The organism is Fontimonas sp. FW305-C-3 (genome assembly GCF_058783185.1).
The window spans coordinates 310,209-334,522 of sequence record NZ_JBYSYK010000001.1 but is presented as its reverse complement, the minus strand read 5'-3'; the positions used below and the strand labels follow the sequence as shown (position 1 = coordinate 334,522).

The following is a 24,314-nucleotide window of genomic DNA, read 5'->3' as shown; positions in this document are numbered from 1 at the left end:
AGCTTCACGCGCCGCTGTTCTGCAGCAGCCGGACGTAGAAACGCACCATGTCGGCATAGCCCGCAACCGGGATACGCTCATTGATGCCATGCACGCGCGCCTGATCCTCGGGGCCGTAGACGAACGGGGCGAAGCCGTAGCGCTGGTCGCTGACCGCAGCGTAGTGGCGGTTGTCGGTCGTGGCCATGACGATGCCGCTGGACACCAGCGCGTCCGGGAACACCTCGTTGACGGTTTTCTCGATCAGCGCGAACTCCGGCGCCGCCGGATCGGACAGCGGCGGCGCCTCGTTGGCGAACGCGGCATCGAGCGTCAGCGTGACGCCCGGGTCGTCGATGACTTCGCGCAGATGCCGTTCCAGATCCGCAATACCCTGTCCCGGCAGCAGACGGAAATTCATGACGGCGCGCGCACTGGTCGGCAGCACGTTGTCCTTGAAGCCGGCATCGAGCTGGGTCATCGCCTGTGTCGTGCGGGTCAGTGCCGCGGTGATCGAACCGCGACCCAGGGCGCCGAGCAGCACCGGCTCCAGCACTTCGCGATTGGCGACGATCAGGCGTGTCGAGAACGGCAGATAGGGCGCCATGCGATCGATCATCGCCGCGACCGGCGGCGTCAGCTGCGGTGGCAGCGGATGTTCGTCGATCCTGGTCAGCGCGCGCGCCAGGCGGATGATCGCGCCATCGGGCTTAGGCATCGAAGAATGCCCGCCTTCGGTCTCCACCCGCAGTTCGAAGCTGGCGTAACCCTTCTCGCCGGACATGATCGCGGCAACCGGTTTGTCGATGCCGGGCACGATGCCCTGCGTGATCGCGCTGCCTTCATCGAGGGTATAGGCCATGCGCTCGCCGCGCTCGGCCAACGCCGCGGCAATCTGCTTCGCACCCTGGTTGCCGCCGATCTCTTCGTCGTGGCCGTAGGCAAAGTACAGGCTGCGCTGCGGCACGTAACCCTGCGCCAGCAGCCATTCGATCGCTTCGAGCTGCGCCATCAAGTTGGACTTGTCGTCGAGCGCGCCGCGACCCCAGACGTAGCCTTCGGCGACCGCGCCGGCAAACGCCGGATGCTGCCAGCTCTGCACAGTGGCCGGATCCACCGGCACAACGTCCATGTGCGCCAGCAGCATCGCCGGCTTGCGCTGGGCATCGCTGCCGGGCCAGCGCAGCAGCAGGCTCCATTCGCCGATGCGTTCGATCTGCAGCTGCGCATGGACGCGCGGAAAACGTGCCGCAAGCAGCGCATGGAAGTCGGCAAAGGCCTGGCTGTCGATCGCGACATCGACAGCCTGCGACACGGTCGGGATGCGCAGTGCCTCGGCAAGGCGGGAGGCGAGTGCGTCGGCATCGAGCGCCAGCGGCGCTATTGCCGGCGCCAGCGGCGCACGCGGCTGCAGACGCGCCGCACGCAGTACGCCAGCCCCGATCAACATCAGCACTGCCAGACAGGCTACAAGCAGAACTTTTTTCATGACCCGAGTGTAGCCCGGGTGCAACCCGGGACAATGCCCTTCGGCGAGTGTCGCGTCCCCGGGTTGCACCCGGGCTGCAGTTCTATTCTGCGGTGGCGCCTTCCAGCGGCAGACGCCTTGCCTTGCGCATCTGCCGCGTGCCCCAGTTGCCGAGATCCTCGATCGCCAGATACAGCGTCGGCAACACGAGCAGGCTGACGACGGTCGCGAACGCGAGGCCGCCGATCACGGCACGCGCCATCGGGTAGTACGGCGGTCCGTCGCCACCGACCGCGGTGTCCGACAGCGCGATCGGAATCATCGCCAGGATCGTGCTCGCCGCCGTCATCAGGATCGGCCGCAGGCGGTCGCGCGAGCCTTCGATCAATGCTTGCTCGCGCGGCATGCCGGCGTCGCGCAGCTGATGCACATGATCGATCAGCACGATGCCGTTGTTGACGACGACGCCCATCAACACCAGCATGCCGATCATCGCCATGAACGAGAACGTCGTCGCGGTGATGAAGAAGAACCAGTAGACGCCGATGAACGAGAAGATGATGCCGGTGATGATCGCCGTCGGCGCCAGCACCGATTCGAACAACGCGGCCATGACGATGTAGATGCAGGCCAGCGCCAGCAGCATGTTGGTGATCATCACGTTCATGCTCTCGGCCTCATCGTCGAAGGCCTGTCCGTAACCCCAGCCGTAGCCGGCGGGAAACGCCATCGCATCGAGAACGGCGTCGACCTGCTTCTTTGCATCTTCGGGCGTCACGCCTTCGGCGGTGCCGAAGTTGATCGCCATCGCGGTGCGGCGGTTTTCACGCTTGATCTGGCTCGGCACGTCGCCGATGTCGAGATCGGCGACCGTGCCGAGCGTCACCCGGCGCCCGTCCGGCGACTGGATCGGCAGCGACATCAACGCATCGAGATCGGTGCGGTCTTCCGGGCGGAACTGCAGCAGCAGGTCGACTTCGCCGGTCGTCGTGCGGAACGGCCGCAGCTGGGTACCGCGCATCGCGGCGGCCACCGTTTCGGCGACATCCTGGCTGGAGAGACCCTGCGCGCGCGCACGGATGCGATCGACCCGCACGCGCACTTCCCAGCCTTCGGCGCCGGCCTCGACGCGGACGTCGATCAAGCCCTTGAGCCCCTTCAGCACCTGCGCGGTGCTGTTCGCGACTTCGCGCAGGCGGTCACTCGACTCGCCGTAGATCTGCACCGCGAGCTTGTCGCCACCGCCGCGGTTCTGCTCGAAGCTCGGTTCGCCGATCGCGATCTTCGGCAACTCCTTGCGGATTTCTTCCTTGATCTGTTCGGCGGTGCGCTTGCGCTTGGTCTCGTCCGCGTGCAGGTAGATCAGCGTCTGCGCCTGACTGAGATCGAAGTAGCTGTAGACCGACTCCATCTCGAAGCGCTCCTTGTTGGCCGCCAGGAAGTTCTCGATGGTGTTGACCGCCTCTTCGACCTTGTCGAGCCGGTAGATGCCCTTGAGGTTGTACTCCATGAAGATGCGCGTCGGGCTGGTCGATGGAAACAGATCGGCCTTGACGAACATCACCGGGATCGCAACGCTGCCAAGCACCGCGACGATGAACAGTGCGGTGAGCCGGCGATGGTTCAGGGTCCAGGTCAGCCAACCGGCGTAGCGCTCGGACAGCACACGGATCCAGCGCGCGCCGCCGCCGGCCGCCAGCGGCAGGCGCGTCGTCAGCTGCGGGATCAGGGTGATTGCCACCAGCAGCGAAGCCGCCAGCGAAACGCAGATCGTCACGGCCACGTGGGTCATGAAGATCGTCATCTCGCTCTGCACGCCGAACAGGTTGGGCAGGAACACGATGCCGGTCGTCAGAGTGCCGAGGACCACGGCGAGGCCGACCTTGGAAACGCCGCTCAGCGTGCCGTCGACCGGATCCTTGATCAGGCTGCGTTCCTTGAAGATCGATTCGGTGACGACCACCGCGTTGTCGACCAGCATGCCGACCGACAGCATCAGGCCCATCAGCGTCAGGATGTTGAGGCTGTAGCCGAGGAAGTACATCGCCGCCAGCGTCATCACCAGCGACAGCGGCACCGCCAGCGTGACGATCAGCGTCATGCGCAGGTCGCGCAGGAACAGATACAGCACCAGCACCGAGAACAGCGCGCCGAGGATGCCGGCCTCGAGCAGTTCGCGCAGGGAGTTGCGCACATCGGTCGCGGCGTCGTTGAACATGATCAGCGCGATGCCCTGCATCTCCGGCATCGCCTTGACCAGCTCGATCTCCGCCTTGACGCGGTCCGAGACCTCGACCAGATTCGAGCCGGTTTCCTTGAATACATTCAGACCCACAGCGTAGCGCTGGTTCAGATGCCGGCCGTAGAGCAGTACCGGCTCGGCGTAAGCCAGCTCGGCGATGTCGCGCAGGCGCAAGCCCTGCGTAGAGATCACCATCGCACCGATGTCGTCGAGCGTCGCGAAGCGGCCCTCCGGCTTGACGTAGTAGCGCTTGCCGGCCTCGACCAGATCGCCCGCACTCAGCGCAAAGTTGGCGCGCTGCAGGGTCTGCGCCAGCTGACGCAGATCGACGCCGTGCGCGGCGACGCGCGCGGCCGACAGTTCGATGCGCACTTCCTTGGGCTCGACGCCGTACAGCTCGACACGCGACACGCCGGGCAGGCGCTCCAGACGGCGCTTGAGGTTGCGCTCCAGCATGTCGTACGCGCTCGACAGATCGCGCTCCGCGGAGATGCGGAACACCAGCATCGGCTGATCGCCACCGGAGAACTTGAACACGGTGATGCGTTCCAGCTCGTCCGGCAGCGAGCCGCGGATCGCGTCGATCTTGTCGCGCACTTCCGCACCCTTGGCGGCGAGTTCTGAATTCCATTCGAACTGCAGCTCGATCTCGGCGCCGTCGTCGCCCGAGGTCGACTCCATCTCGCGAATGCCGGGCATCGTCGCCAGCGCTTCTTCGATCGGCCGCGTGATGCGCCGCTCGACTTCTTCCGGCGTCGAATTGCGATAGGGAACGTTGACGACGAGAAACGGGAACTCGATGTCCGGCAGCGACTCCAGCGGCAAGCGGCTGCCGCCGATCAGGCCGATCGCGGTGACGCAGACGAAGAACATCGCCGTCGTCACCGGACGCCGCAGCGCCAGGCCGGTCAGCCTCATGGCGTTTCGCTCACGAGGCCCGGCGCCTTGCGCACGCCGCGGTCGAGCAGCGTATAGACGACTGGAATCACGACCAATGTCAGCAGGGTCGAGACGGCGAGGCCGCCGATCACGGTGATCGCCATCGGCGCGCGCATCTCCGAGCCTTCGCCGCCACCGATCGCCATCGGCACCAGGCCGAGGATCGCGGTCAGCGTCGTCATCAGGATCGGTCGCAGGCGGATCGGCCCGGCGCGCAGCAACGCCTCGCGCTGGCCGAGGCCCTGTTCACGCAGGTGATTGACCAGGTCGATCAGGATGATGCCGTTCTTCACGACGATGCCGATCAGCATGACCATGCCGATCAGCGCGATGACGTTGATGTCGGTGCCGGTGATGTACAGCGCGCCGATCGCGCCGATCGCCGCCAGCGGGATCGAGAACAGGATCACGAACGGATGGATCAGCGATTCGAACTGCGAGGCCATCACCAGATAGACCAGGAAGATTGCCAGGCCGAGCGCGAGCTGCAGCGAGCGAAACGACACTTCCATTTCCTCGCTCTGGCCGGCGACCTCGGCGCCGACCGCCGCCGGCATCGGCGTGCGGTCGATGATGCCCTGCAGTTCGGCCACCGCTTCGCCGAGATCGCCGTAGGCGAGGCTGGCGGAAACGACGATCACGCGCTGCTGATCGGCACGGCGGATTTCCGCCGGGCCGGAACGGTTCTGCACCTGCGCGACCGACGACAGGCGCACCGGCCGCTCGGATTCCGGATTGACCAGCAGGTTGGCGACGGCGTCCGCGGTCGAACGGTCGGAGACGGCGCCGCGCACCAGCACGTCGATCTCGCGATCGCCCATGCGATAGCGCGTCGCAACCTTACCCTGCACGACCTGCGCGACGCGCTCGGCCAGCTGCGCGGTATCCAGGCCCAACGCCGCCGCGCGTTCCTGATCGAACAGGATCTGCAGTTCCGGATGGCCCGGAAGCAAGGTGCTCTCGACTTCGGTATAGCGGTCGGACTGCAGCATCTGTGCACGGATCTGCTCGGCGACGCGCGCGATCGAATCGAGGTCGTAGCCGATGATTTCGACTTCCAGCGGTGTCTTCAGCGTGAACAGCGTCGGCCGCGTGAAACGATAGCTCAGACCCGGCTGTGCTTCGATGCGCGTGCGCAGCAGTTCGGTGATCTCGCCTTCGCGATCGAAAGCATCGGACTTCAGGACGAGCGTGACGGTGCCCTGGTTCTCGCCGCCGGATTCTGCATTGGCATCGAGGCGGTTGCCGCTGCCGGCCACCGAGTAGTTCGCCGCCAGCGCTTCATGACCGCTGAGCGCGGTCGACACCGAACGGACGACGGCATCGGTCTTCTCCAGCGCGGTACCCGGCGGCAGGGTCAGCTCGGCGTGGAATTCGCCCTGGCTGAACGGCGGAATCAGCTCGACGCCCAGGCGCGTCATCAGGAACATCGAAAACGCGAACAGCGCCAGCGCCGTTCCCAGCACCGCGGCTCGATGGTCGAGCGCCCATTCCAGCAGCTGGCGGTAATTCGCTTCGATACGCAGATAGCCGCGCTGCCAGCCCGCCGCCGCCGGGCGCAGCACGGCGCCCAGCAGCAGGCCGATCACCCGCACCGGCCAGACGATCAGCACGCGCAGAATCCACATCGGCGCCGTCTCGAGGATCGCGTAGCGGGTCTGCGACACGCCGCGCCGCCAGCGCTGCGGGCTGTCGACCTGCGGCGGCGCATCCGGCACCTCGCGGCGCTCGTGGATGCGCGCCGCCATCATCGGGATCAAGGTGACCGCGACGAGCAGCGAGAACATCAGCGATGCGGTCACGACCAGCGCCTGGTCGGAGAACAGCTGGCCGGCGATGCCTTGCACAAAGACCATCGGGAAGAACACGGCGACCGTCGTCAACGTCGACGCAACGACGGCGCCGGAAACTTCTTGCGTACCGGCCACCGCGGCCAGCGCGGGCGACATGCCGCTTTCCTGCTTGCGGAAGATCGCCTCCAGCACAACGATCGCATCGTCGACGATCAAACCAATCGCCAGCGCGATGCCGCCAAGCGACATGATGTTCAACGACAGGTTGGCACCGTACATGACGTTGAACGTCGCGATCACCGACACCGGGATCGACACCGAGACGATCGCCGTCACCGCGGCGTTGCGCAGGAACAGGTAGATCACCAGCACCGCGAGCAGGCCGCCTTCGATCGCCGACTTCATGACCTCGTTGGTCGCCTGGCGGATGAAGATTGACTGGTCGTAGAGCGGCTTGAGCTCGAGATCCGGCGGCAAGGATTTGTGCAGCGTTTCGATGCGCTGCTTGACGCTGTCGGCGATCGCGACCGTATTGCTGTCGCCTTCGCGATACAGCGCGATCTCGACGGCTTCTTCGCCATCGATGCGGATCACCGCCTCGCGTTCCTTGAAGCCGCTGCGCACTTCGGCGAAGTCGCGCAGGTAGACATTGCGGCCGTCGCGCGTCGAGATGATGGTATCGGCCATCTCGTCCAGCGAGCGGAACTGGTTGAGCGTGCGCACCAGATACGACGCGGAGCCCTGATCGACGCGGCCGCCGGAGATGTTGGCGTTCTCGGCCTTGAGCCGGTTGCCGACGGATTCCAACGTCAGGTTCAGCTGAGCGAGCTTCTGCAGATCGACCAGCACCTGCACTTCGTCCTCGAGGCCGCCGGAAATCTTCACCGCGGCGACGCCGTCGACCCCTTCGAGCGGCTTCTGCACCAGATCTTCGGTGATCCGCCGCAGGCGCTTGAGCGCGGCTTCGTCGGTCTTCAGCGCCGGCTGACCTTCGACGTGCTTGAACGCGAGGCCCATGCGGATGATCGGGTCCTGGCTCGGGTCGAAGCGCAGCACGACCGGCCGCACGACTTCCTGCGGCAGCTCGAGCGCGTCGAGTTTCTCGCGCACGTCGAGCACGGCGAAGTCCATCTCCGTGCCCCAGTTGAACTCCAGCGTGACGTCGCCCTGGCCGGCGCGCGATACCGAGGCGACGCGACGCACGCCCTTGATGACGCCGAGCGCTTCCTCGACCGGCTTCGACAGCAGCGTTTCGACTTCGGTCGGCGCCGCGCCGGGCAGCTCGGTGCGGATCGTCAGCGTCGGGTACGACAGATCCGGCAGCAGCGTCACCTGCAGGCGCGACATCGACACCATGCCGAACAGCAGCACGGCCAATGTCAGCATCGTGATGGCGACCGGACGGCGGGTACAGACCTCAATCCAGCTCATGGGCGGGGTCCGGCCTTAAGGCGTTTTCGCAGCAGGCGAAGCGACGGCGACCGGCGTCGCCGGGCCGCCTGGCTTGACGACCTCGACCTTGGCGTCGTCCTTGAGGCTGGACTGGCCGATCGTCACCACCTGCTCGCCGACCTTCAGGCCTTCGAGCACTTCGTAATGCTCGGCATCGCTGTACCCGGTCTTGACCGGACGCCGGCGTGCGCGCCCGTCGGTGACGACGAACACCGACTGCGCGGCGTCTTCGGTCAGCACCGCGTCCTGCGGAATCAGCAGCGCCTGCTCGCGGCGGTCGTAGCGGATCTCGACGCGGCCGAACATGCCGGGCTTGAGCTGCGGCTGGTCGGCGCCCATCGCGACCGTCACCTTGACCGTACCGGTCGCCGCATCGACGACCGGATTGACGCGCAGGATCTTGCCGGTGAATTGCTTGCCCGGCCAGGCGTCGACCGCAAGCACCGCCGGCTGGCCGGCGGCAAGCTTGTGGATGTCGCGTTCGGGCACATAAATCTGTGCCTGCAGACTGCTCATCCGCGTGACACGGAACGCCGGGCTGTTCGGCTGGATCATGTTGCCGATCTTGATGTGGCGCAGCGACACCACGCCATCGAACGGCGAGCGGATGGCCGACTCGCGCAGCGCAAGGCTCGCCAGGTCGTACGCCGCGCGCGCGACTTCAAGATCGGACTTGGTCTTCTCGTAGGCTTCGCGCGAAACCAGATTGCGCTGATACACCGACTCGTTACGCTTGAAGGCCTGCTCCAGGTTGTCGCGCGTCGCCTGTGCCCGAGCGACCTCGAACTTGAGCTTGTCGGTCTCGAGCTGGGCGAGCACCTGGCCGGCCTTCACCGCATCGCCTTCCTCGACCATGATCTGTTCGATCACGCCGCCGGTCTTGGCGTTGACGGTCGCTTCGTCCTCGGCTTCGAGCGTCGCGGTGCCGCGGTAAGCGGCGTCGATCACGCCGATGCTGGCGGTACCCACCTCGACCGGAATGCTCGGCTCTTCTTTCTTGTCGGCTTCCGCCTTGCCCCCGCCGCAGCCCAGCAGCGGCAACGCCATCAACAGGCTGAGGATCGCGATACGCGGCAAAGACATGCGGGACACTCCGATCAAGATTGTTGGGCTGGCATCGCTAGACCCATGCCAAGCGATAATGCGCTGCAAGCCATTGTTTTGAATAGATTCTGAAAACACCCAGGCCAGCCGTGGCCTTGGCCACATAGCCGGCTTCACCATCAGGTAGGGATTCACGCTAACGCGCGGCAAAAGCGTCGCGGACGGCAATGTGCTTATAGAGAATATAAAAATATATTCTGCAATTAATTATCACAGATGGCGCCCCCTGCATTATCCCCTTCCCCGCTTGGACGCGTCTGAGCGGAAAAACGTTGCATCACGCCCGTTCGCGGCCCAAAGCCGGTGTTGGTAGCATGCGCGCCCCAAACCGACGAAACAGACAACCTCATGGAAATCGCCAATCAGCGTGTCGTCCTGATCCACTACACGCTCACCAACGCGGCGGGCGAAGTGCTCGACAGCTCCAGCGGCAATGAACCGCTCGCCTATCTGCACGGCGCCGGCAACATCATTCCCGGCCTGGAAAACGCGCTGCTGGGCAAGAAGGCGGGCGACAAGCTGACGGTCAAGGTCGAGCCGAAGGACGGCTACGGCGAGCGCGAGAAGTCGCTGATCCAGGAAGTGCCGCGCCGCGCCTTCCAGGGCATCAAGGACATCAAGGTCGGCATGTCGTTCCAGGCTGACGGCGGCAACGGCCCGATGCGCGTGGTCGTGACCCGCGTCGCCGGCGACATGGTCACCGTCGATGGCAACCATCCGCTGGCCGGCGAACAGCTCAACTTCGACGTCGAAATCACCGAAGTGCGCGAAGCCTCAGAAGAGGAACTCGCCCACGGTCATGTGCACGGCGCCGGCGGTCATCACCACTAAGCGACGCGCGCTTCGGCGGGCAGGCTGAACCCGGGCCGCTGCGCATCGCGCGCAGCGGCCTTTTTTATTTCTTCTTGCCGGCGGCGGCGAGCGCGAAGCGGCGATCCCATTCGTCGCGCTGACGCACCAGACGGCGGTCCTGCCAGAGCAGGAAAGGCCGCGTCTTGAGCTTCTGGCCCACCTCGCTGATGGCGAGATCGAGACTGCTGGCGATGCGCAGATTGCCGCCGACCCAGACCGCGCGGCCGGACTTTTCCGATTTCACCTGCGGCAGCTCGCGATGCTGCGCTTTCGCATAGGTCTTCGCGTCGTCCGGCTCGAATTCCGACTGGTACAGGCGGTCGTTGAAGAACAGCAGGATCAGCTTGCCGGTCACGTTCCAATGACGGAACTGGCTGACTTCCACCGTCGTCAGGTCTCGCGGCGGGACGCCGGAGCGGCTCTTGGCATTCGAGGTTTCGGTGATCGGACGGAAACCGGCGCGCTCCAGCTCGAACACGATGGCATCGACCGAGGCATAGCTTCTGAACGTGCTGACCAGACGCACCGGATCTTCGGCCACCGCCGTGAACTCGGCGAGATCGGTTTCCTCGGGGCTGTTCGGGTCGATCTCTTCTTCTTCGTAGATGAACGCTTCGGCGTCATCGCCTGCGGCAGCCGCCTTCTCCGAACCCGTCGCGCTCGCGGTCGCAACCGGCGCTGCGGTCGCCGCTGCGGTGCTGGCCGTCGCGGTTGCCGTGGCAGTGGCGGTAGGCGTAGCCGTCGCTGTGGGCGTCGGCGTTGCGGTCGAGGCAAGGGTCGGACGCGCCGCAAGGGTTGCTTCGGGCGTTGGCGCGTCGGCGGGCGTGGCCGCTGGCGCGATGACGGGAACCTGAGTCGGCGCGGCAGCGACGGCGGCCGGCGCAGGCTTGTCGTCCTTGCTGTCCGGTCCCAGCCAGCTGTAAAGCAACAGCAACACGACCGAGCCCGCCAGCCAGCGCAGGGGGCGAACCTTCTTCCACCACTGTGGTGGTTCCATCCAATCGGAATCGCGGGGGGTCTTGGTCATATCCCGGATTGTAGTCATTTACACCCTGGTAACTTCAAGCCGCCCGGCCGCTTGAACGTATTTAAGTCGCTTCGACTCTATAGGCTCTGGATGCGACGAAAGCGGAGGGCGATCAATGAAGGGACGAGGCGTTTTCCTACAGGGAATGTTGCTGACGGGCTGCGCTGCGCTGGCTAGCGCCTGCAGTCATCAGCAGATCTATGACTCGACGACGGAGCTGCGCGCGCAGGATTGCCGCAATCTGTCCGAACGCGAGCGCTACGATTGCGAACAGCGCGCGCGCAGCACCTCGTACAAGCAGTATCGGGATGCGCGCGACGACGCCGCTCAAGGCAAGGATCAGCAGCTCGGCGAAACCGGCCGGGCTTCCGGCCCGCCTGGGTCCTGATATCGCCGGAGGACTCAGTCCTCCGGCTCGTAACCGAGGTTTGGCGCCAGCCACTTCTCCGCGGTCTGCAGGTCCCAGCCCTTGCGCTGTGCGTAGTCGGCAACCTGTTCCTTGTTGATGCGCCCGACGACGAAGTACTGCGCCTGCGGATGCGCGAAGTACCAGCCGGAGACCGAAGCGCCCGGCCACATCGCCATGCTCTCGGTCAGCTGCATGCCGGTGCTGGCCTCGACATCGAGCAGCTTCCAGATCGTCTGCTTCTCGGTGTGCTCGGGGCAGGCTGCGTAGCCCGGCGCCGGGCGGATGCCGAGGTACTTCTCGTCGATCAGCGCGCTGTTGTCGAGATGCTCGTCGGTCGCATAACCCCAGAACTCCTTGCGGACGCGTTGATGCATGCGCTCGGCAAAGGCTTCGGCGAGGCGGTCGGCGAGGGACTCGAGCAGGATCGCGTTGTAGTCGTCATTGGCCTTCTTGAAGGCCATGACTTTTTCATGACAGCCGAGGCCCGCAGTGACGGCGAATGCGCCGACATAATCGTGCAGGCCCGTGCTCTTGGGCGCGACGAAATCGGCGAGGCAGCGGTTCGGCACGCCGTCGCGGTGCTCGCCCTGCTGGCGCAGCGAGTGCAGCTTGGCGAGCACCGTCGCACGGTTCTCGTCGGCGTAAACCTCGATGTCATCGTCGCCAACCTGCGCGGCCGGAAACAGGCCGAACACGCCGCTCGCGGTGATCCATTTCTCGGCGATCATCTGGTCGAGCATCTGCTGTGCGTCGGCGAACAATTTGCGCGCCGCTTCGCCGCTCGCCGGATTGTTGAGCAGGTCCGGATAGCGGCCTTTGAGCTCCCAGGAAATGAAGAACGGCTGCCAGTCGATGAACTCGCGCAGCTCGGCCAGCGGATAGTCCTTGAACAGCTTCACGTGCTGCGTCGCCTGCGCGTGATGCTGATGGTCGCAGTTCGGGCCATCGCAGACGTCCTTGTCCTGCTGCAGCAGCATGCGCGGCTTGAACGGCCGGCTCGCCGTCCAGTCGATCGGCGTCTTCTTCGCGCGCGCAGTGGCGAGCGGCAGATATTTTTCCGAACGATCCTTGTTGGCGTGGCGTTCGCGGATGCTGTCGTAGTCGGCCTTCACTTCGGCAAGTAGCTTCGGCTTCAGTTCGGCCGACAGCAGCGCGGCGGCGGTCGGCACCGAACGCGACGCGTCCTTGACCCAGACGACACCGTGCGGATATTGCGGATCGATCTTCACCGCGGTGTGCGCGCGCGACGTCGTCGCGCCGCCGATCAGCAGCGGAATCTCGAAGTTCTGCCGCTTCATTTCCTTGGCCAGATGCACCATCTCGTCGAGCGACGGCGTGATCAGGCCGGACAGGCCGATGATGTCGGCCTTCTCGGCGATCGCCGCGTCGAGAATCTTCTGCGGCGGCACCATGACACCGAGATCGACGACGTCGTAGTTGTTGCACTGGAGCACGACGCCGACGATGTTCTTGCCGATGTCGTGCACGTCGCCCTTGACCGTCGCCATGACGATCTTGCCCTTGGCCTTCTGCACATCGCCCGGCTTCTTCTCGGCCTCGATGAACGGAATCAGGTAAGCGACCGCCTTCTTCATGACGCGCGCGGACTTGACGACCTGCGGCAGGAACATCTTGCCGGCGCCGAACAGATCGCCGACGACGTTCATGCCGTCCATCAGCGGACCTTCGATGACTTCGATCGGGCGCTTGCCGTCGGCCGACAGTTCGGCACGCAGCTCTTCGGTGTCGGCTTCGACATTGGCGTCGATGCCCTTCACCAGCGCGTGCTTGATGCGCTCGCGCACCGGCAGGCTGCGCCAGGCTTCGTCGGCGACTTCCTGCTTCGCGCCGTCGCCGCGGAACTTCTCGGCAATCTCCAGCAATCTTTCGGTGCCGTCTTCGCGGCGGTTGAGAATCACGTCCTCGATGCGGTCACGCAGCTCGGCGTCGAGATCGTCATAGACGACCAGCGCGCCGGCGTTGACGATGCCCATGTCCATGCCGGCCTTGATCGCGTGGTACAGGAACACCGAGTGGATCGCCTCGCGCACCGCGTTGTTGCCGCGGAACGAGAACGACACGTTCGACACGCCGCCGGAGATCATCGCGCCCGGCAGGTTCTGCTTGATCCAGCGCGTGCCTTCGATGAAGTCGACGCCGTAGTTGTTGTGCTCGGCGATGCCGGTCGCGACCGCGAAGATGTTCGGGTCGAAGATGATGTCTTCCGGCGGGAAGCCAACCTGCTCGACGAGAATCTTGTACGCGCGCGCGCAGATCGTCTTGCGCCGTTCGAGGTTGTCCGCCTGGCCCTGCTCGTCGAAGGCCATGACGACGACCGCCGCGCCGTACTTGCGGCACAGCCGCGCTTCCTTGATGAACTTCTCCTCGCCCTCTTTCATCGAGATCGAGTTGACGATCGGCTTGCCCTGCACGCACTTCAGGCCGGCTTCGATGACTTCCCACTTCGACGAGTCGATCATCACCGGCACGCGCGAGATGTCCGGCTCGCTGGCGATCAGCTTGAGGAAGCGGTCCATGGCGGCAACGCCATCGATCATGCCCTCGTCCATGTTGACGTCGATGATCTGCGCGCCGGCTTCGACCTGCTGCCGCGCAACCGCAAGCGCCGCGGTGTAGTCGCCTTCCTTGATCAGGTTGCGGAACTTCGCCGAGCCGGTGATGTTGGTGCGCTCGCCGACGTTGATGAAGTTGAGGTCCTTCGTCAGGTTCAACGGCTCAAGGCCGGACAGGCGGCAGATCTTTTCCGGCTGTGACGGCGTACGCGGCGTGACCCCGCCGACCGCCTTGGCGATCGCGCCGATGTGTGGCGGCGTCGTGCCGCAGCAGCCGCCGACGATGTTGACCAGGCCGCTGGTCGCGAACTCGCGGATGATCGCCGCGGTTTCGTCGGGTGTTTCGTCATATTCACCGAAGGCATTCGGCAGACCGGCGTTCGGATAGCAGGAGACGAAGCAGTCGGCAACGCGCGACAGCTCCGCAATATAAGGACGCATGTCCTTGCCGCCGAGCGCGCAGTTGAGGCCGATGGCCAGCGGCCTGGCATGCGACACCGAGTTCCAGAACGCCTCGGTGACCTGGCCGGACAACGTGCGGCCGGAGGCGTCGGTAATGGTGCCGGAGATGATGACGGGCAGGCGCTCGCCGGTCGTTTCGAAGAACGTCTCGCAGGCGAAGATCGCCGCCTTGGCATTCAGCGTGTCGAAGATCGTCTCGATCAGCAGCACGTCGGCGCCGCCATCGACGAGGCCGCGGATCTGCTCGACGTAGGCCTTGACGAGCTGGTCGTAGGTGACGTTGCGCGCGCCGGGATCGTTGACGTCCGGGCTGATGCTGCAGGTGCGGCTGGTCGGACCCAGCGCGCCGGCGACGAAGCGCGGCTTGTCCGGCGTCTTCGCGGTCCACTCGTCGGCCGCTTCGCGGGCGATCTTCGCGGCGGCGACGTTCATCTCGTACGCCAGCGACTCCATCTTGTAGTCGTGCAACGAGATCGTCTGCGCGTTGAAGGTGTTGGTTTCGATCAGGTCGGCGCCGGCGGCCAGGTATTCGCCGTGGATGGCCTTGATGACGTCCGGCTGGGTCAGCACCAGCAGATCGTTGTTGCCCTTGAGATCGGACGCCCAGTCGGCAAAGCGGGCGCCGCGGTAGTCGGCTTCCTCGAGCTTGTAGCGCTGGATCATCGTGCCCATCGCGCCGTCGATGACCAGGATGCGCTTGCGCAGCAGCGCCTCGATTCGGCTGTAGACGGGGTGCAGTTTCATGATTCGACCAGTGCTCTGAAAACGGGGCTGTAGCAGCGGATTGGCAGTATATCCGCTCATACGGATGGACAGATAACGCTCCTGCCCAACGGTCAATCGCGGTCTTTTTGCAGTCTCGCACCGCTTGTCTGCTGCAAACCGCCACGCGTCCAGCATTACGGTTTTCCAACGCGGCGAAGCCTAGAGTGCACCCATCGCCTGAAGGATCCCCTCTGATCCCCCCGTCAGACCCTTCAGGCGAGCCGATCCCCTAACCCGGCTTGCCCCCCAACATCCGGGTTTCTAAGGCCAGACGCCCTCGTCCGGCCTTTTTTTTGCCTGTAAAACGCCGTCGGGCACGATTCTCGCGCTTGCAACGGCGGGCTTGCGGTACCATTCGCGCCCATTTTTTAATCTCTAGCTTGGGGACGAGCATTCGATGCAGTACAAGAAATGGCGCTGCCTGATCTGCGACTGGGTCTACGATGAAGCGACGGGCGCCCCCGACGATGGCATCCCCCCCGGCACCGCCTGGGCGGATGTGCCCGAATCCTGGACCTGCCCCGATTGCGGCGCGTCCAAGGCCGATTTCCAGATGGTTGAAGACTAATCCCCCATGAGCCAGTCCAACACCCAGTTCGATCAGGTTTCCGTCGTCAAGAAGGCCAACGTCTACTTCGACGGCAAGTGCGTCAGCCACACGGTGCTGTTCGCCGATGGCACCCGCAAGAGCGTCGGCGTGATCCTGCCGTCGTCGCTGCGCTTCAACACCGGCGCACCCGAGAAGATGGAAATCACCGGCGGCAACTGCCGGGTCAAGCTCAAGGATGCTGCCGACTGGACCGCCTACAGCGCCGGCCAGACCTTCGCCGTTCCGGGTGATTCGTACTTCGACATCGAAGCCCTGGACACGGTCGACTACGTCTGCCACTTCGGCTGATCGGGCCCCGCGGGCACGGCGATGAACCGATACCCGCACCGCACACCTCGACGCCGCCGCGCATTCGCGCTGACGGCGCTGCTGGCCGGTCTGACCCTGTTTCTTGGCGCCTGCAGTGCCGCTCGGCTGGCCTACGAGCGGCTCGACTGGCTCGCGCGTTGGCAGGTCAACAGCTATGTCTCGCTGACCGATGCCCAGACCGCGAGCTTCGACGCCGGCTTTGCCGAGGCCTGGCGTTGGCATCGCACTGAAGAACTGCCGTTGTGGATCGCCGAGCTGCGCCAGCTCGCGGCGGCGGTCGATAGCCCGGTCAGTGCCGAGCAGGTCGATGCCCTGATCTTGCGCTACGGCGCCAGCGGCGAGCGGATCCTGGCCCGGCTCGCGCCGCTGGCCTGCACGCTGGGCGCGACGCTGAGCGACGCTCAGGTCGAAGAGCTGCTCGATTCGGTCGACGACGACATCGACGAGTACCGCGAGGAACAGATCGAGCCTGCCGAGGTCGCCGTGCGCAAGTTCAATCTGAAGAAGCTGGAGAAATCGCTGCGCCGCAATCTCGGCGCGCTGACGTCCGCCCAGCAGACGCAACTGCGCACCTGGAACAATGAGCGGCCTTCGGCGGCCGCGGCCGGCCTGGCCTACCGCGAACGCTGGCGCGCGGCGCTGGCCGACCGGCTCGCGCAGCGCAAGGCCGAGGATTTCTGCCCGGCGCTGACCCGGCTGCTGGTCGGCGGCGAAGCGCTGGCAAGCGATGCCGAGAAGCAGGTTTTCGCCGCGAACAGCGCGCAGTGGCGGAAGCTGTTCGTCGACCTCGCCCCCACCCTCAGTGCCGAACAGCGTGCGCGGCTGCGTCAGCGCCTCACCGAGACTGCCGACGAGTTGGCAGAACTGCTCGCGGCGCCGGCCGTAGAAGCTCCGCAAACCCGCTAGAGGCGGCAGAATGGGCCGGGATGTCCGCCAGGCCGCAGCCGCCGGGCGGGTCGAGGTGCAGCCATCTGAAGCAGGGCGGTCTGCCCCGGGAATATGAGTGTTATTCCTCAGCCCATCCGCTAGACTTCTGCGTCCCACGGTCGGTGCGGCCCATTGGGGGGCTGCGGGTCCCGATCTTCGAAATTGCTTTTGCACAGGGAGTTGTACATGCCGGTCAAAATAGCCGTGCTCAAGGAGACTCGCCCCAACGAAAGGCGCGTCGCCATGGTTCCCGCCGTTGCCGACAAACTGGCCAAGCTGGGATGCGCCATCCACATGCAATCCGAAGCCGGCGTTGCCAGCCGCATTCCGGATGCCGCGTTCAAGAACGTCACCTTCGCGGCGAACCCGCAGGGGCTGGTGTCGGACGCCGACATCGTCGTCTCGGTGCAGCCGCCGACCGCCGATGTGATCAACGCGATGAAGGAGGGCAGCATCCTGTTGTCCTTCGTCTACGCGCACAAGGAAGCGGACCTCACCAAGCTGCTGCGCGACAAGAAGATCACCTGCCTGGCGATGGAATTGGTGCCGCGCATCACCCGCGCCCAGGCGATGGACGCGCTGTCCTCGCAGGCTGCGCTGGCCGGTTACTACGGCGCGCTGCTCGGCGCGACCAGCATCGCGCGCATGATGCCGATGACCACCTTCGCAACCGGCTCGATCCGTCCGGGCACGATCCTCGTCATGGGCGTCGGCGTCGCCGGCCTGTCGGCGATCGCGACCGCACGCCGCATCGGTGCCAAGGTCGAAGGCTATGACGTGCGTCCGGAAGTAAAGGAACAGGTCGAGTCGCTCGGCGCCAAGTTCATCGACACCGGTGTCGATGCGCGCGGCACTGGCGGTTACGCCCGCGAGCTGACCCAGGAAGAGAAGGACAAGATCGCCGCGGTGGTCACCAAGCACATCCAGTCGGCCGACATCATCATCACGACCGCGGCGATTCCGGGCCGCCCTTCGCCGAAGCTGATTTCGAAGGCGCAGGTCGACGGCATGAAGAACGGCGCGGTCATCATCGACCTCGCGGCGGACGGCGGCGGCAACACCGAGTACACCGAGCCGGGCCAGTCGGTCCAGGTCGGGCAGGTGACGATCAACGCCCCGCTGAACGTGCCTTCGCTGCTCGCCGAGCACGCCTCCGAGCTGTACGCGAAGAACCAGTACAACCTGATCGAGCTGTTCGTCAAAGACGGCGCGATCAACATCGACTGGGCCGATGAAGTCCTCGCCAAGTCCGCGCTGACGCACGGCGGCGAGATCAAGAACGAAGCTGCGAAGAAGGCCGTCGAGGGCTAAGGGGAACAACCATGGAACATGCAGGCACTGTACTGACCGGCTTCGTCGCCCTCTACATCTTCATGCTCGCCGCGTTCACCGGCTACGAGATCATCGGCCGCGTGCCGTCGATCCTCCACACGCCGCTGATGTCGGGCTCCAACTTCGTCCACGGCATCGTCGTCGTCGGCGCGATCTACGCCACGCTCAACGCCACCTCGGTGCTCGAGCAGGCGATCGGCTTCTTCGGCGTGCTGCTCGGTGCGGGCAACGCCGCCGGCGGTTATGTCGTCACCGAACGCATGCTTGAGATGTTCAAGTCCTCCGACAAGAAGCCGAAGTAAGGGACGAACGAACAATGAATGCTCAACTCCTGATCGAAGTCAGCGCGCTCGCCGCGTCCTTCCTCTTCATCTACGGCCTCAAGCGCATGTCCTCGCCGGTGACGGCGGCCTCGGGCATCCGCGTCGCCGGCTACGGCATGCTGGTCGCGGTGCTCGCCAGCTTCCTCTACTACTTCGGCGTCGTCGAAGCGGCGAAGCCGCATCTGATGACCAATGCCGCGGTCGCGCTGGTCGCGCTGGTCATCGGCGTCGCCTGGGCCTGGTGGAGCGGCAAGAAGGTCGAGATGACCGCGATGCCGCAGATGGTCGCGCTCTATAACGGCATGGGCGGCGGTTCCGCCGCGGCAATCGCCGCGATGGTGCTGCTCGCCGCACCGCCGGTCGACGGCAGCGGCCACGGCACGCTGCACTACGTCGTCACCGTGTTCGGCGGCCTGATCGGTGCGGTGTCGCTGTCCGGCTCGCTGATCGCCTGGGCCAAGCTCGACGGCCGTATCAACAAGACGCTGCGCATGACCGGCATCCAGGTCATCAACGGCTCGATCATGCTGGCGACGCTGGCGATCGGTGCGTACATCGTCTTCGTCGCGCACGGTCATGCACCGCCGCTGGTGACGGTCGCGTTCTTCGCCGCCGCGCTGATCTTCGGCGTCATGATGACGATGCCGATCGGCGGCGCCGACATGCCGGTCGTGATCTCGCTCTACAACGCGTTCACCGGCCTCGCGGTCGGTCTCGAAGGCTATGTGCTGAACAACCCGGCGCTGATGATCGCCGGCATGGTCGTCGGCTCCGCCGGTACGCTGCTGACGCTGCTGATGGCCAAGGCGATGAACCGTTCGGTCAGCAACGTGATCTTCTCCAACTTCGGCGCTACCGGCACCGAAGAGCAGGGCGAGATCAAGGGCAGCCAGAAGCCGATCGATGCGGGCGACGCCGGCATCCAGATGCGCTATGCCTCGAAGGTCATCATCGCGCCGGGCTACGGTCTGGCCGTTGCGCAGGCGCAGCACAAGCTGTTCGAGTTCGTGAAGATCCTGCAGGCCAACGATGTCGAAGTGAAGTTCGCGATCCATCCGGTCGCCGGCCGCATGCCCGGCCACATGAACGTGCTGCTCGCCGAAGCCGGCGTGCCGTACGACATCATCTACGACATGGAAGACATCAACGGCGAGTTCAAGGAAGCCGACGTCGCGATCGTCATCGGCGCCAACGACACCGTCAACCCGGCCGCACGCACCAACAAGTCCTCGCCGATCTATGGCATGCCGATCTTGAACGTCGACAAGGCCAAGCAGGTCTTCGTCGTCAAGCGCGGTCAGGGCAAGGGTTACTCGGGCGTCGAGAACGAGCTGTTCTTCGCCGACAACTGCAACCTTGTCTATGGCGACGCGCAGAAGGTCATGATGGCGATGATCCAGGCCGTGAAGTCGCTGGACGGCGGCGGTCACTAAATCCGGTCGTACAACACGCTGCAGGAAATGCCCTCTTCATCGAGGGCATTTTTTTGCACGATGATCTGCCACCCTGAAACTTCGAAGAGACCCATGACGATCAAGATTTCCGCCGATGCGCGCAAGCAGGCCGTCGCCTCGATCGAGCGCTACTTCCGCAGCAACATGGACGAGCCGATCGGCTCGCTCGCCGCCGATACGCTGCTGGATTTCTTTCTCAGGGAAATCGGTCCGCTGGCCTACAACGCCGCGGTCGTCGACGTGCAACAGCGCCTGCAGACGCGCGTGATGGAGGTCGACGCCGAGGTCTACGAGGATGCGTTCACCTATTGGGGCAAGGCGGATTCCGTGATCCGCCGCATGTAGCGCAGAATCGGCACAGATCCACCGCGGAGATTTCGATGAATGGCGCCGAATCCAACAAGCTCGCCGCGCGCGACTTCCTGACCCTGATCATTGCCAACCGCATCGACGAGGCTTACCAGCGCCACGTCGGCATTGGCTTCGTCCATCACAACCCGTATTTCCGCAGCGATGCCGATACGCTGCGCCAGGGCATGCAGGACAGCGAGAACACGCATCCGAACAAGATCTTCGAGATCCAGCGCGCGATCGCCGAAGACGATCTGGTCGCCGTGCATTCGCGGCTGCGCTTCGAACAGGCGCCGTCGGGCATGGCGGTCGTGCACATCTTCCGTTTCGAGGGCGGCAAGATCGTCGAGTTCTGGGATATCGGGCAGATACCGCCGGACGAGATGATCAACGAACGCGGGATGTTCTAGCACCGTCCCGTAGCCCGGGTGCAACCCGGGGCCGTCGATGCGCCGTGCACGCAATCCCGAGTTGCACCCGGGCTACGGATTCGTCGCGCAAACGAAAACGCCGGTCAGTGGACCGGCGTTTTCATTCACTGCTTGTTGCGGCCCTACTCGACCTCGATCACGACCTCATTGCTCGCGGTCGCCGCCTTGTCGTCGCTGACCGTGAGCAGCAGGCGCACCTCACCGGCCGCGCAGCTCCCCGCGAGATTGACCAGCGCGGTTGCCTGATCGGCCTGCTCGATACCGCTGACGCACTCGGCACCGCTCGCCACCGTCCAGGCGTAAGCCAGCGGATTGCGATCCGGATCGGCGGCAATCGCCGTTGCCGCGACCTGTGTCCCGGGCCGCGCATGGATCACACCGAGATTGCTGACGAAGGGCGCGAGATTGCCCGCCGTACCGGCTGCGACATCCGCGCCGACATAGCCGCGCGCATAGCAGGGCCGCGGACCGCAGACGTTGAGATAGGTCTCGTCATGCAGGAAGGCGCGGCGCTGGATGCCGCCGGCGACTTCTGCACGCGGATCGCTGTGCGGGTCGCGGCCTTCGCGCGGCGGACGGTTGGTGGCCGGCGGCGAGGCGGTGCCCGGATTGTCCTCGTTGTCCGGATTCAGCGGGCCGATGTCCCAGACCACCATCACCGAATCGTCCTGGCCGTCGACCGCATCGCGGATCAGCGGATATGGCGTGTCACCGAAGCGGCGGCCTGCTTCAGCGCCCGGACGGTGGATCGCGCCATTCCAGCTGCGGCTCATCACTTCCGGCGTGATGTCGGCAACCTGATGGTCGCCGAACGCAACATTGAGAATGACCTCATGCGGCGGCGTCGGATGGCCAAGCGCATTGAACGCCGCCGGATCGCGCAGGTGATTCGCGTAGCCGTTGGTCTCGCCACGGTCCCACAGCATCTGGATCATCGACAGCACGAAGCTCTGGTCGAAGGAGTTCGGATACGAGGTGTAGAGCAGCGCCCCGTATGAATCGAAATCGACACTGCGGCGCAGCAGCGTCGAGTAGTTCATGCCGGGCACGCCAAGCGAGCCGCGCGTGATGTCGGTCGACGTCGCGACGACCATGCCGCCCATGATGCCGCCCTGGCTGTTGCCGTCGTAGACGACCTTGCTGGGGTCGAACACCGGACGGCCGTCCGCGGTCTGGAACGCCGGATCGCTGGCGAAACCGTTCGGATGATTCAGCAGCCGCGTCAGGTAATGCCAGTTGACCGCGCCCTGCTGCGCGCGATCCGGCAGCGTCGGGAAGAAGCTCATGTCGATCAGGAAGGTCAGCACGCTCGGCACATCGCGCGAGGCCATGCCGATCCAGTCGATCGCGCAATTCATGAAGTTCTGCTCACGCAGACGTGCCGTGCTGCCGCCGCCGACTTCGCCCTTGCTGCCGAGCAGGCCATGGCCGTAAAGCGTCGGCAGCGCCGGACGCACCCAGGTGTTGGCGTCGTCGAAGCTGCCGACCGCAGTGCGCGGAATCTCGCACTGGAAGTGATATTCCTGTGTCGGCTGCAGCGGATTGATCTGCGGAAGCTCGCCGCCCGGCAGGCCGTAGTACAGGCGCGACAGCGGCAGTTGGCCGAGTTCGATCAGCAGATCGCTGGCGCTGGCGGCGGTGCCGAGCAGATCGCCGAGGCCGGGAATGCCGGTACCGCCGAGCAGATCGCCGAGCGTCTGCAGCTGCGCGCAGTAGTCGACCATTTCGCTGACCGGCGGCACGAGGTTGTCGCACAGACCGTCCGGGATGGTCAGGAAGTTCGGCACGGTGAACTTGCCTTCGACGCGACGGATCGATGCGCCGTCGCCAAAGTTCGTAACGCTGGTGACTTCGAACGCCGGTGCGTTGTCGCCGAGTTCTTCCATCGCGGTGTCGCGCATGGCCAGCAGGCGACCCGCGGTGCTGCGCGTGCTGGCGACCGTGAAGTCCCAGGCGAGGTACAGCGAATCGCGCGCGACGCCGTGCCGTTGCAGATCGGCAATCAGATCTTCCATGTGCGCACGACGGTCGTTGACCGCGCCGATCTCGCTCGAATAACGATCGCGATAGACACGGAAGCCCGGCGGCGCTTCGATGGCCTGTCCTTCGGCGTTCTTCAGATTGCGCATCGCAACGATGTAGCGATGACCGTCCCTGAAATTCTTCGCCGGGCGGATCAGCAGGGCCGGCGGATCGATCTTCAGTGCGTTGTTGCGTGCCAGACCTGCGGCGTCGAGCCCCGAACCCAGCGCGGCGAGGATAGGCTCCAGCGTCAGCGTGCACCCGGCACCGAGTCCTGCGATGACCGCGTCCAGACTCGCCAGCGGTCCGTCGAGACCCAGCTCACCGGCCACCAGACCCGCGGTGTGAACGACGGCGGTCGGCGCATCGCACAGCGTGCTCGCGGTTTCGCTGGCGTCGATTTCGGCCCAGATCGGATGACGCTCGCCGGTGTCGGCATCGATGACGATGATCGGTGCGTTATTTTCGAGCGAGGCTTCGATATCGCTGATCCCGCCGACGCCGCTGACCGCCATGTCGAGGCCAGGCACGTACGTCACGATCAGCTGGCCCGGCGAGAAACCGTCGTTGCGATTCCACTCGTCCGGCCGCAGCGGCAGGCCGGCGAGATCGCGCGGCATCGCCAGCACATTCAGATTGATGCGCTTGCCGGTATCGGTGGAGTTGTCCGGCCGCGTGAAGTAATCGTTCGGCCAGGGATACATGCAGTACGCGCTGTCGAGAAATTCGCAGCCGCGAAGACTGCTCTGCAACATCGCCGGCTGCAGATTGCCGTCGAGCGTTTCGTCCCGCAGCGGTGGCAATGGCCCGGCTTGGCCATTCACCGGTTCGCTGGAACCGCAGCCCCCCAGCAACATCACGGACAACACCAACGCGCCGCCCTTGAGCAGCGTAAGCCCCCGAATCCCGGTCATGTCTCCTCCAGCCCTGTGGCGCAACCACCCGGGCGGCGGTCACGCGATATATGACCGCTAGGTTACAGCCGAAGCGCGCCCATGGATTGCGAATCCCCGCCAAACGTCGCGACGCGCTGAAGCGATCGAATCGACATCGTGACGCTTGGAGGCCAGCTGCGGTTCAGGCCCGATGGGTAGGGTGTTGGCCACGGCGAGGGTCCCCCGACCCGCGTCGAGCCACCCAAGCCGGGTGATGCGAAATAAATGAGTCAGAGAGGGAAATTCAGATGAACAACGACAAAGCGCTTTATCAGCAGAAGCAGCAGGCTCAGCTCGACGAGTACAAGGCTGAGATCGACAAGCTCAAGGCCAAGGCCTCGAAGGCCAGTGCCAACGTCCAGCTTGAAGTGAACAAGCAGATCCGCACGCTGGAGAGCAAGCTCGAAGAAGGCCGCGGCAAGCTGTCCGAGCTGGCCGAAGCCACCGGCGAAGCCTGGGACGAACTTAAGACTGGCGTCGACAACGCCTGGCAGTCGCTGAAGACTGGTGTTCGCGATGCAGGTTCGCGCCTGACCGGCTGAGCCGGCACGTAGC

General features: G+C 64.9%; 18 protein-coding genes. 11 read left to right on the top strand and 7 right to left on the bottom strand.

The features are described 5' to 3' along the window. Nucleotides 1-4 precede the first annotated feature (4 nt). From AC3WUF_RS01520 to AC3WUF_RS01505, 4 genes are all read right to left on the bottom strand, one after another. The gene (locus AC3WUF_RS01520) at nt 5-1,468 is read right to left on the bottom strand and encodes a M20 family peptidase (protein ID WP_492421716.1); all 1,464 of its coding nucleotides are present in this window, start codon (nt 1,466-1,468) and stop codon (nt 5-7) included. A gap of 82 nt (nt 1,469-1,550) precedes the next feature. Next, nucleotides 1,551-4,607 carry an efflux RND transporter permease subunit gene (locus tag AC3WUF_RS01515; protein ID WP_492421714.1) on the bottom strand — a complete coding sequence of 1,019 codons (3,057 nt, stop codon included), beginning with the start codon at nt 4,605-4,607 and terminating at the stop codon, nt 1,551-1,553. Next, nucleotides 4,604-7,852 (bottom strand): efflux RND transporter permease subunit, encoded by a 3,249-nt coding sequence (locus AC3WUF_RS01510; protein ID WP_492421712.1) that lies wholly within the window; start codon nt 7,850-7,852, stop codon nt 4,604-4,606. The genes AC3WUF_RS01515 and AC3WUF_RS01510 overlap by 4 nt, the downstream gene beginning before the upstream one ends. Before the next feature lie 15 nt (nt 7,853-7,867). Further along, a complete protein-coding gene (locus tag AC3WUF_RS01505) occupies nt 7,868-8,956 on the bottom strand; it encodes an efflux RND transporter periplasmic adaptor subunit (protein ID WP_492421710.1) in 1,089 nt (362 codons plus the stop codon). A gap of 369 nt (nt 8,957-9,325) precedes the next feature. On the opposite strand from AC3WUF_RS01505, the gene AC3WUF_RS01500 reads away from it, so the two are divergent. Continuing rightward, a complete protein-coding gene (locus tag AC3WUF_RS01500; RefSeq protein WP_492421708.1) occupies nt 9,326-9,808 on the top strand; it encodes an FKBP-type peptidyl-prolyl cis-trans isomerase in 483 nt (160 codons plus the stop codon). 64 nt (nt 9,809-9,872) lie between these two features. Here the strand turns inward: AC3WUF_RS01500 and AC3WUF_RS01495 are convergent, their stop codons facing one another. Next, nucleotides 9,873-10,856, bottom strand: a complete 984-nt coding sequence (locus AC3WUF_RS01495) for a hypothetical protein (protein ID WP_492421706.1) — start codon at nt 10,854-10,856, stop codon at nt 9,873-9,875. Between the two features lie 115 nt (nt 10,857-10,971). Here AC3WUF_RS01495 and AC3WUF_RS01490 point away from each other — a divergent pair, with 115 nt between their 5' ends. Continuing rightward, nucleotides 10,972-11,244, top strand: coding sequence for a hypothetical protein (locus AC3WUF_RS01490; RefSeq protein WP_492421704.1), 273 nt, complete (start codon nt 10,972-10,974; stop codon nt 11,242-11,244). 14 nt (nt 11,245-11,258) lie between these two features. Here the strand turns inward: AC3WUF_RS01490 and metH are convergent, their stop codons facing one another. Then, nucleotides 11,259-15,044 carry a methionine synthase gene (metH, locus tag AC3WUF_RS01485; protein ID WP_492421702.1) on the bottom strand — a complete coding sequence of 1,262 codons (3,786 nt, stop codon included), beginning with the start codon at nt 15,042-15,044 and terminating at the stop codon, nt 11,259-11,261. Nucleotides 15,045-15,462: 418 nt separating this feature from the next. On the opposite strand from metH, the gene AC3WUF_RS01480 reads away from it, so the two are divergent. The 8 genes from AC3WUF_RS01480 (at nt 15,463) to AC3WUF_RS01445 (ending at nt 20,781) form a co-directional block, all read left to right on the top strand. After that, nucleotides 15,463-15,633, top strand: a complete 171-nt coding sequence (locus tag AC3WUF_RS01480; RefSeq protein WP_492421700.1) for a rubredoxin — start codon at nt 15,463-15,465, stop codon at nt 15,631-15,633. Nucleotides 15,634-15,639: 6 nt separating this feature from the next. Further along, the gene (ppnP, locus tag AC3WUF_RS01475) at nt 15,640-15,963 is read left to right on the top strand and encodes a pyrimidine/purine nucleoside phosphorylase (RefSeq protein WP_492421698.1); all 324 of its coding nucleotides are present in this window, start codon (nt 15,640-15,642) and stop codon (nt 15,961-15,963) included. A gap of 21 nt (nt 15,964-15,984) precedes the next feature. Continuing rightward, nucleotides 15,985-16,890: a DUF6279 family lipoprotein gene (locus AC3WUF_RS01470; protein WP_492421696.1), complete on the top strand. Its 906-nt coding sequence runs from the start codon at nt 15,985-15,987 to the stop codon at nt 16,888-16,890. A gap of 207 nt (nt 16,891-17,097) precedes the next feature. Next, a complete protein-coding gene (locus AC3WUF_RS01465) occupies nt 17,098-18,222 on the top strand; it encodes an NAD(P) transhydrogenase subunit alpha (RefSeq protein ID WP_492421694.1) in 1,125 nt (374 codons plus the stop codon). A gap of 11 nt (nt 18,223-18,233) precedes the next feature. Then, on the top strand, nt 18,234-18,545 hold the full coding sequence (locus AC3WUF_RS01460; RefSeq protein WP_492421692.1) for an NAD(P) transhydrogenase subunit alpha part 2: 312 nt from the start codon (nt 18,234-18,236) through the stop codon (nt 18,543-18,545). A gap of 14 nt (nt 18,546-18,559) precedes the next feature. After that, complete coding sequence (locus tag AC3WUF_RS01455) at nt 18,560-19,999, top strand: NAD(P)(+) transhydrogenase (Re/Si-specific) subunit beta (RefSeq protein WP_492421690.1); 1,440 nt, start codon at nt 18,560-18,562, stop codon at nt 19,997-19,999. Nucleotides 20,000-20,092: 93 nt separating this feature from the next. Beyond that, the gene (locus AC3WUF_RS01450) at nt 20,093-20,365 is read left to right on the top strand and encodes a DUF2164 domain-containing protein (RefSeq protein WP_492421688.1); all 273 of its coding nucleotides are present in this window, start codon (nt 20,093-20,095) and stop codon (nt 20,363-20,365) included. A 35-nt stretch (nt 20,366-20,400) separates the two neighbouring features. Continuing rightward, nucleotides 20,401-20,781 carry a nuclear transport factor 2 family protein gene (locus tag AC3WUF_RS01445; RefSeq protein ID WP_492421686.1) on the top strand — a complete coding sequence of 127 codons (381 nt, stop codon included), beginning with the start codon at nt 20,401-20,403 and terminating at the stop codon, nt 20,779-20,781. A 143-nt stretch (nt 20,782-20,924) separates the two neighbouring features. Here the strand turns inward: AC3WUF_RS01445 and AC3WUF_RS01440 are convergent, their stop codons facing one another. Next, complete coding sequence (locus AC3WUF_RS01440) at nt 20,925-23,738, bottom strand: hypothetical protein (RefSeq protein ID WP_492421684.1); 2,814 nt, start codon at nt 23,736-23,738, stop codon at nt 20,925-20,927. A gap of 269 nt (nt 23,739-24,007) precedes the next feature. Between AC3WUF_RS01440 and AC3WUF_RS01435 the strand changes: the two genes are divergently transcribed. Next, nucleotides 24,008-24,301 (top strand): sll1863 family stress response protein, encoded by a 294-nt coding sequence (locus AC3WUF_RS01435; RefSeq protein ID WP_492421682.1) that lies wholly within the window; start codon nt 24,008-24,010, stop codon nt 24,299-24,301. Nucleotides 24,302-24,314: the final 13 nt, after the last annotated feature.

Excerpts from the sequence above, each read along its gene's own strand:
- AC3WUF_RS01520 (WP_492421716.1), bottom strand. The coding sequence starts at position 1,468 with ATGAAAAAAGTTCTGCTTGTAGCCTGTCTGGCAGTGCTGATGTTGATC.
- AC3WUF_RS01515 (WP_492421714.1), bottom strand. The coding sequence starts at position 4,607 with ATGAGGCTGACCGGCCTGGCGCTGCGGCGTCCGGTGACGACGGCGATG.
- AC3WUF_RS01510 (WP_492421712.1), bottom strand. The coding sequence starts at position 7,852 with ATGAGCTGGATTGAGGTCTGTACCCGCCGTCCGGTCGCCATCACGATG.
- AC3WUF_RS01505 (WP_492421710.1), bottom strand. The coding sequence starts at position 8,956 with ATGTCTTTGCCGCGTATCGCGATCCTCAGCCTGTTGATGGCGTTGCCG.
- AC3WUF_RS01500 (WP_492421708.1), top strand. The coding sequence starts at position 9,326 with ATGGAAATCGCCAATCAGCGTGTCGTCCTGATCCACTACACGCTCACC.
- AC3WUF_RS01495 (WP_492421706.1), bottom strand. The coding sequence starts at position 10,856 with ATGACCAAGACCCCCCGCGATTCCGATTGGATGGAACCACCACAGTGG.
- AC3WUF_RS01490 (WP_492421704.1), top strand. The coding sequence starts at position 10,972 with ATGAAGGGACGAGGCGTTTTCCTACAGGGAATGTTGCTGACGGGCTGC.
- metH (WP_492421702.1), bottom strand. The coding sequence starts at position 15,044 with ATGAAACTGCACCCCGTCTACAGCCGAATCGAGGCGCTGCTGCGCAAG.
- AC3WUF_RS01480 (WP_492421700.1), top strand. The coding sequence starts at position 15,463 with ATGCAGTACAAGAAATGGCGCTGCCTGATCTGCGACTGGGTCTACGAT.
- ppnP (WP_492421698.1), top strand. The coding sequence starts at position 15,640 with ATGAGCCAGTCCAACACCCAGTTCGATCAGGTTTCCGTCGTCAAGAAG.
- AC3WUF_RS01470 (WP_492421696.1), top strand. The coding sequence starts at position 15,985 with ATGAACCGATACCCGCACCGCACACCTCGACGCCGCCGCGCATTCGCG.
- AC3WUF_RS01465 (WP_492421694.1), top strand. The coding sequence starts at position 17,098 with ATGCCGGTCAAAATAGCCGTGCTCAAGGAGACTCGCCCCAACGAAAGG.
- AC3WUF_RS01460 (WP_492421692.1), top strand. The coding sequence starts at position 18,234 with ATGGAACATGCAGGCACTGTACTGACCGGCTTCGTCGCCCTCTACATC.
- AC3WUF_RS01455 (WP_492421690.1), top strand. The coding sequence starts at position 18,560 with ATGAATGCTCAACTCCTGATCGAAGTCAGCGCGCTCGCCGCGTCCTTC.
- AC3WUF_RS01450 (WP_492421688.1), top strand. The coding sequence starts at position 20,093 with ATGACGATCAAGATTTCCGCCGATGCGCGCAAGCAGGCCGTCGCCTCG.
- AC3WUF_RS01445 (WP_492421686.1), top strand. The coding sequence starts at position 20,401 with ATGAATGGCGCCGAATCCAACAAGCTCGCCGCGCGCGACTTCCTGACC.
- AC3WUF_RS01440 (WP_492421684.1), bottom strand. The coding sequence starts at position 23,738 with ATGACCGGGATTCGGGGGCTTACGCTGCTCAAGGGCGGCGCGTTGGTG.
- AC3WUF_RS01435 (WP_492421682.1), top strand. The coding sequence starts at position 24,008 with ATGAACAACGACAAAGCGCTTTATCAGCAGAAGCAGCAGGCTCAGCTC.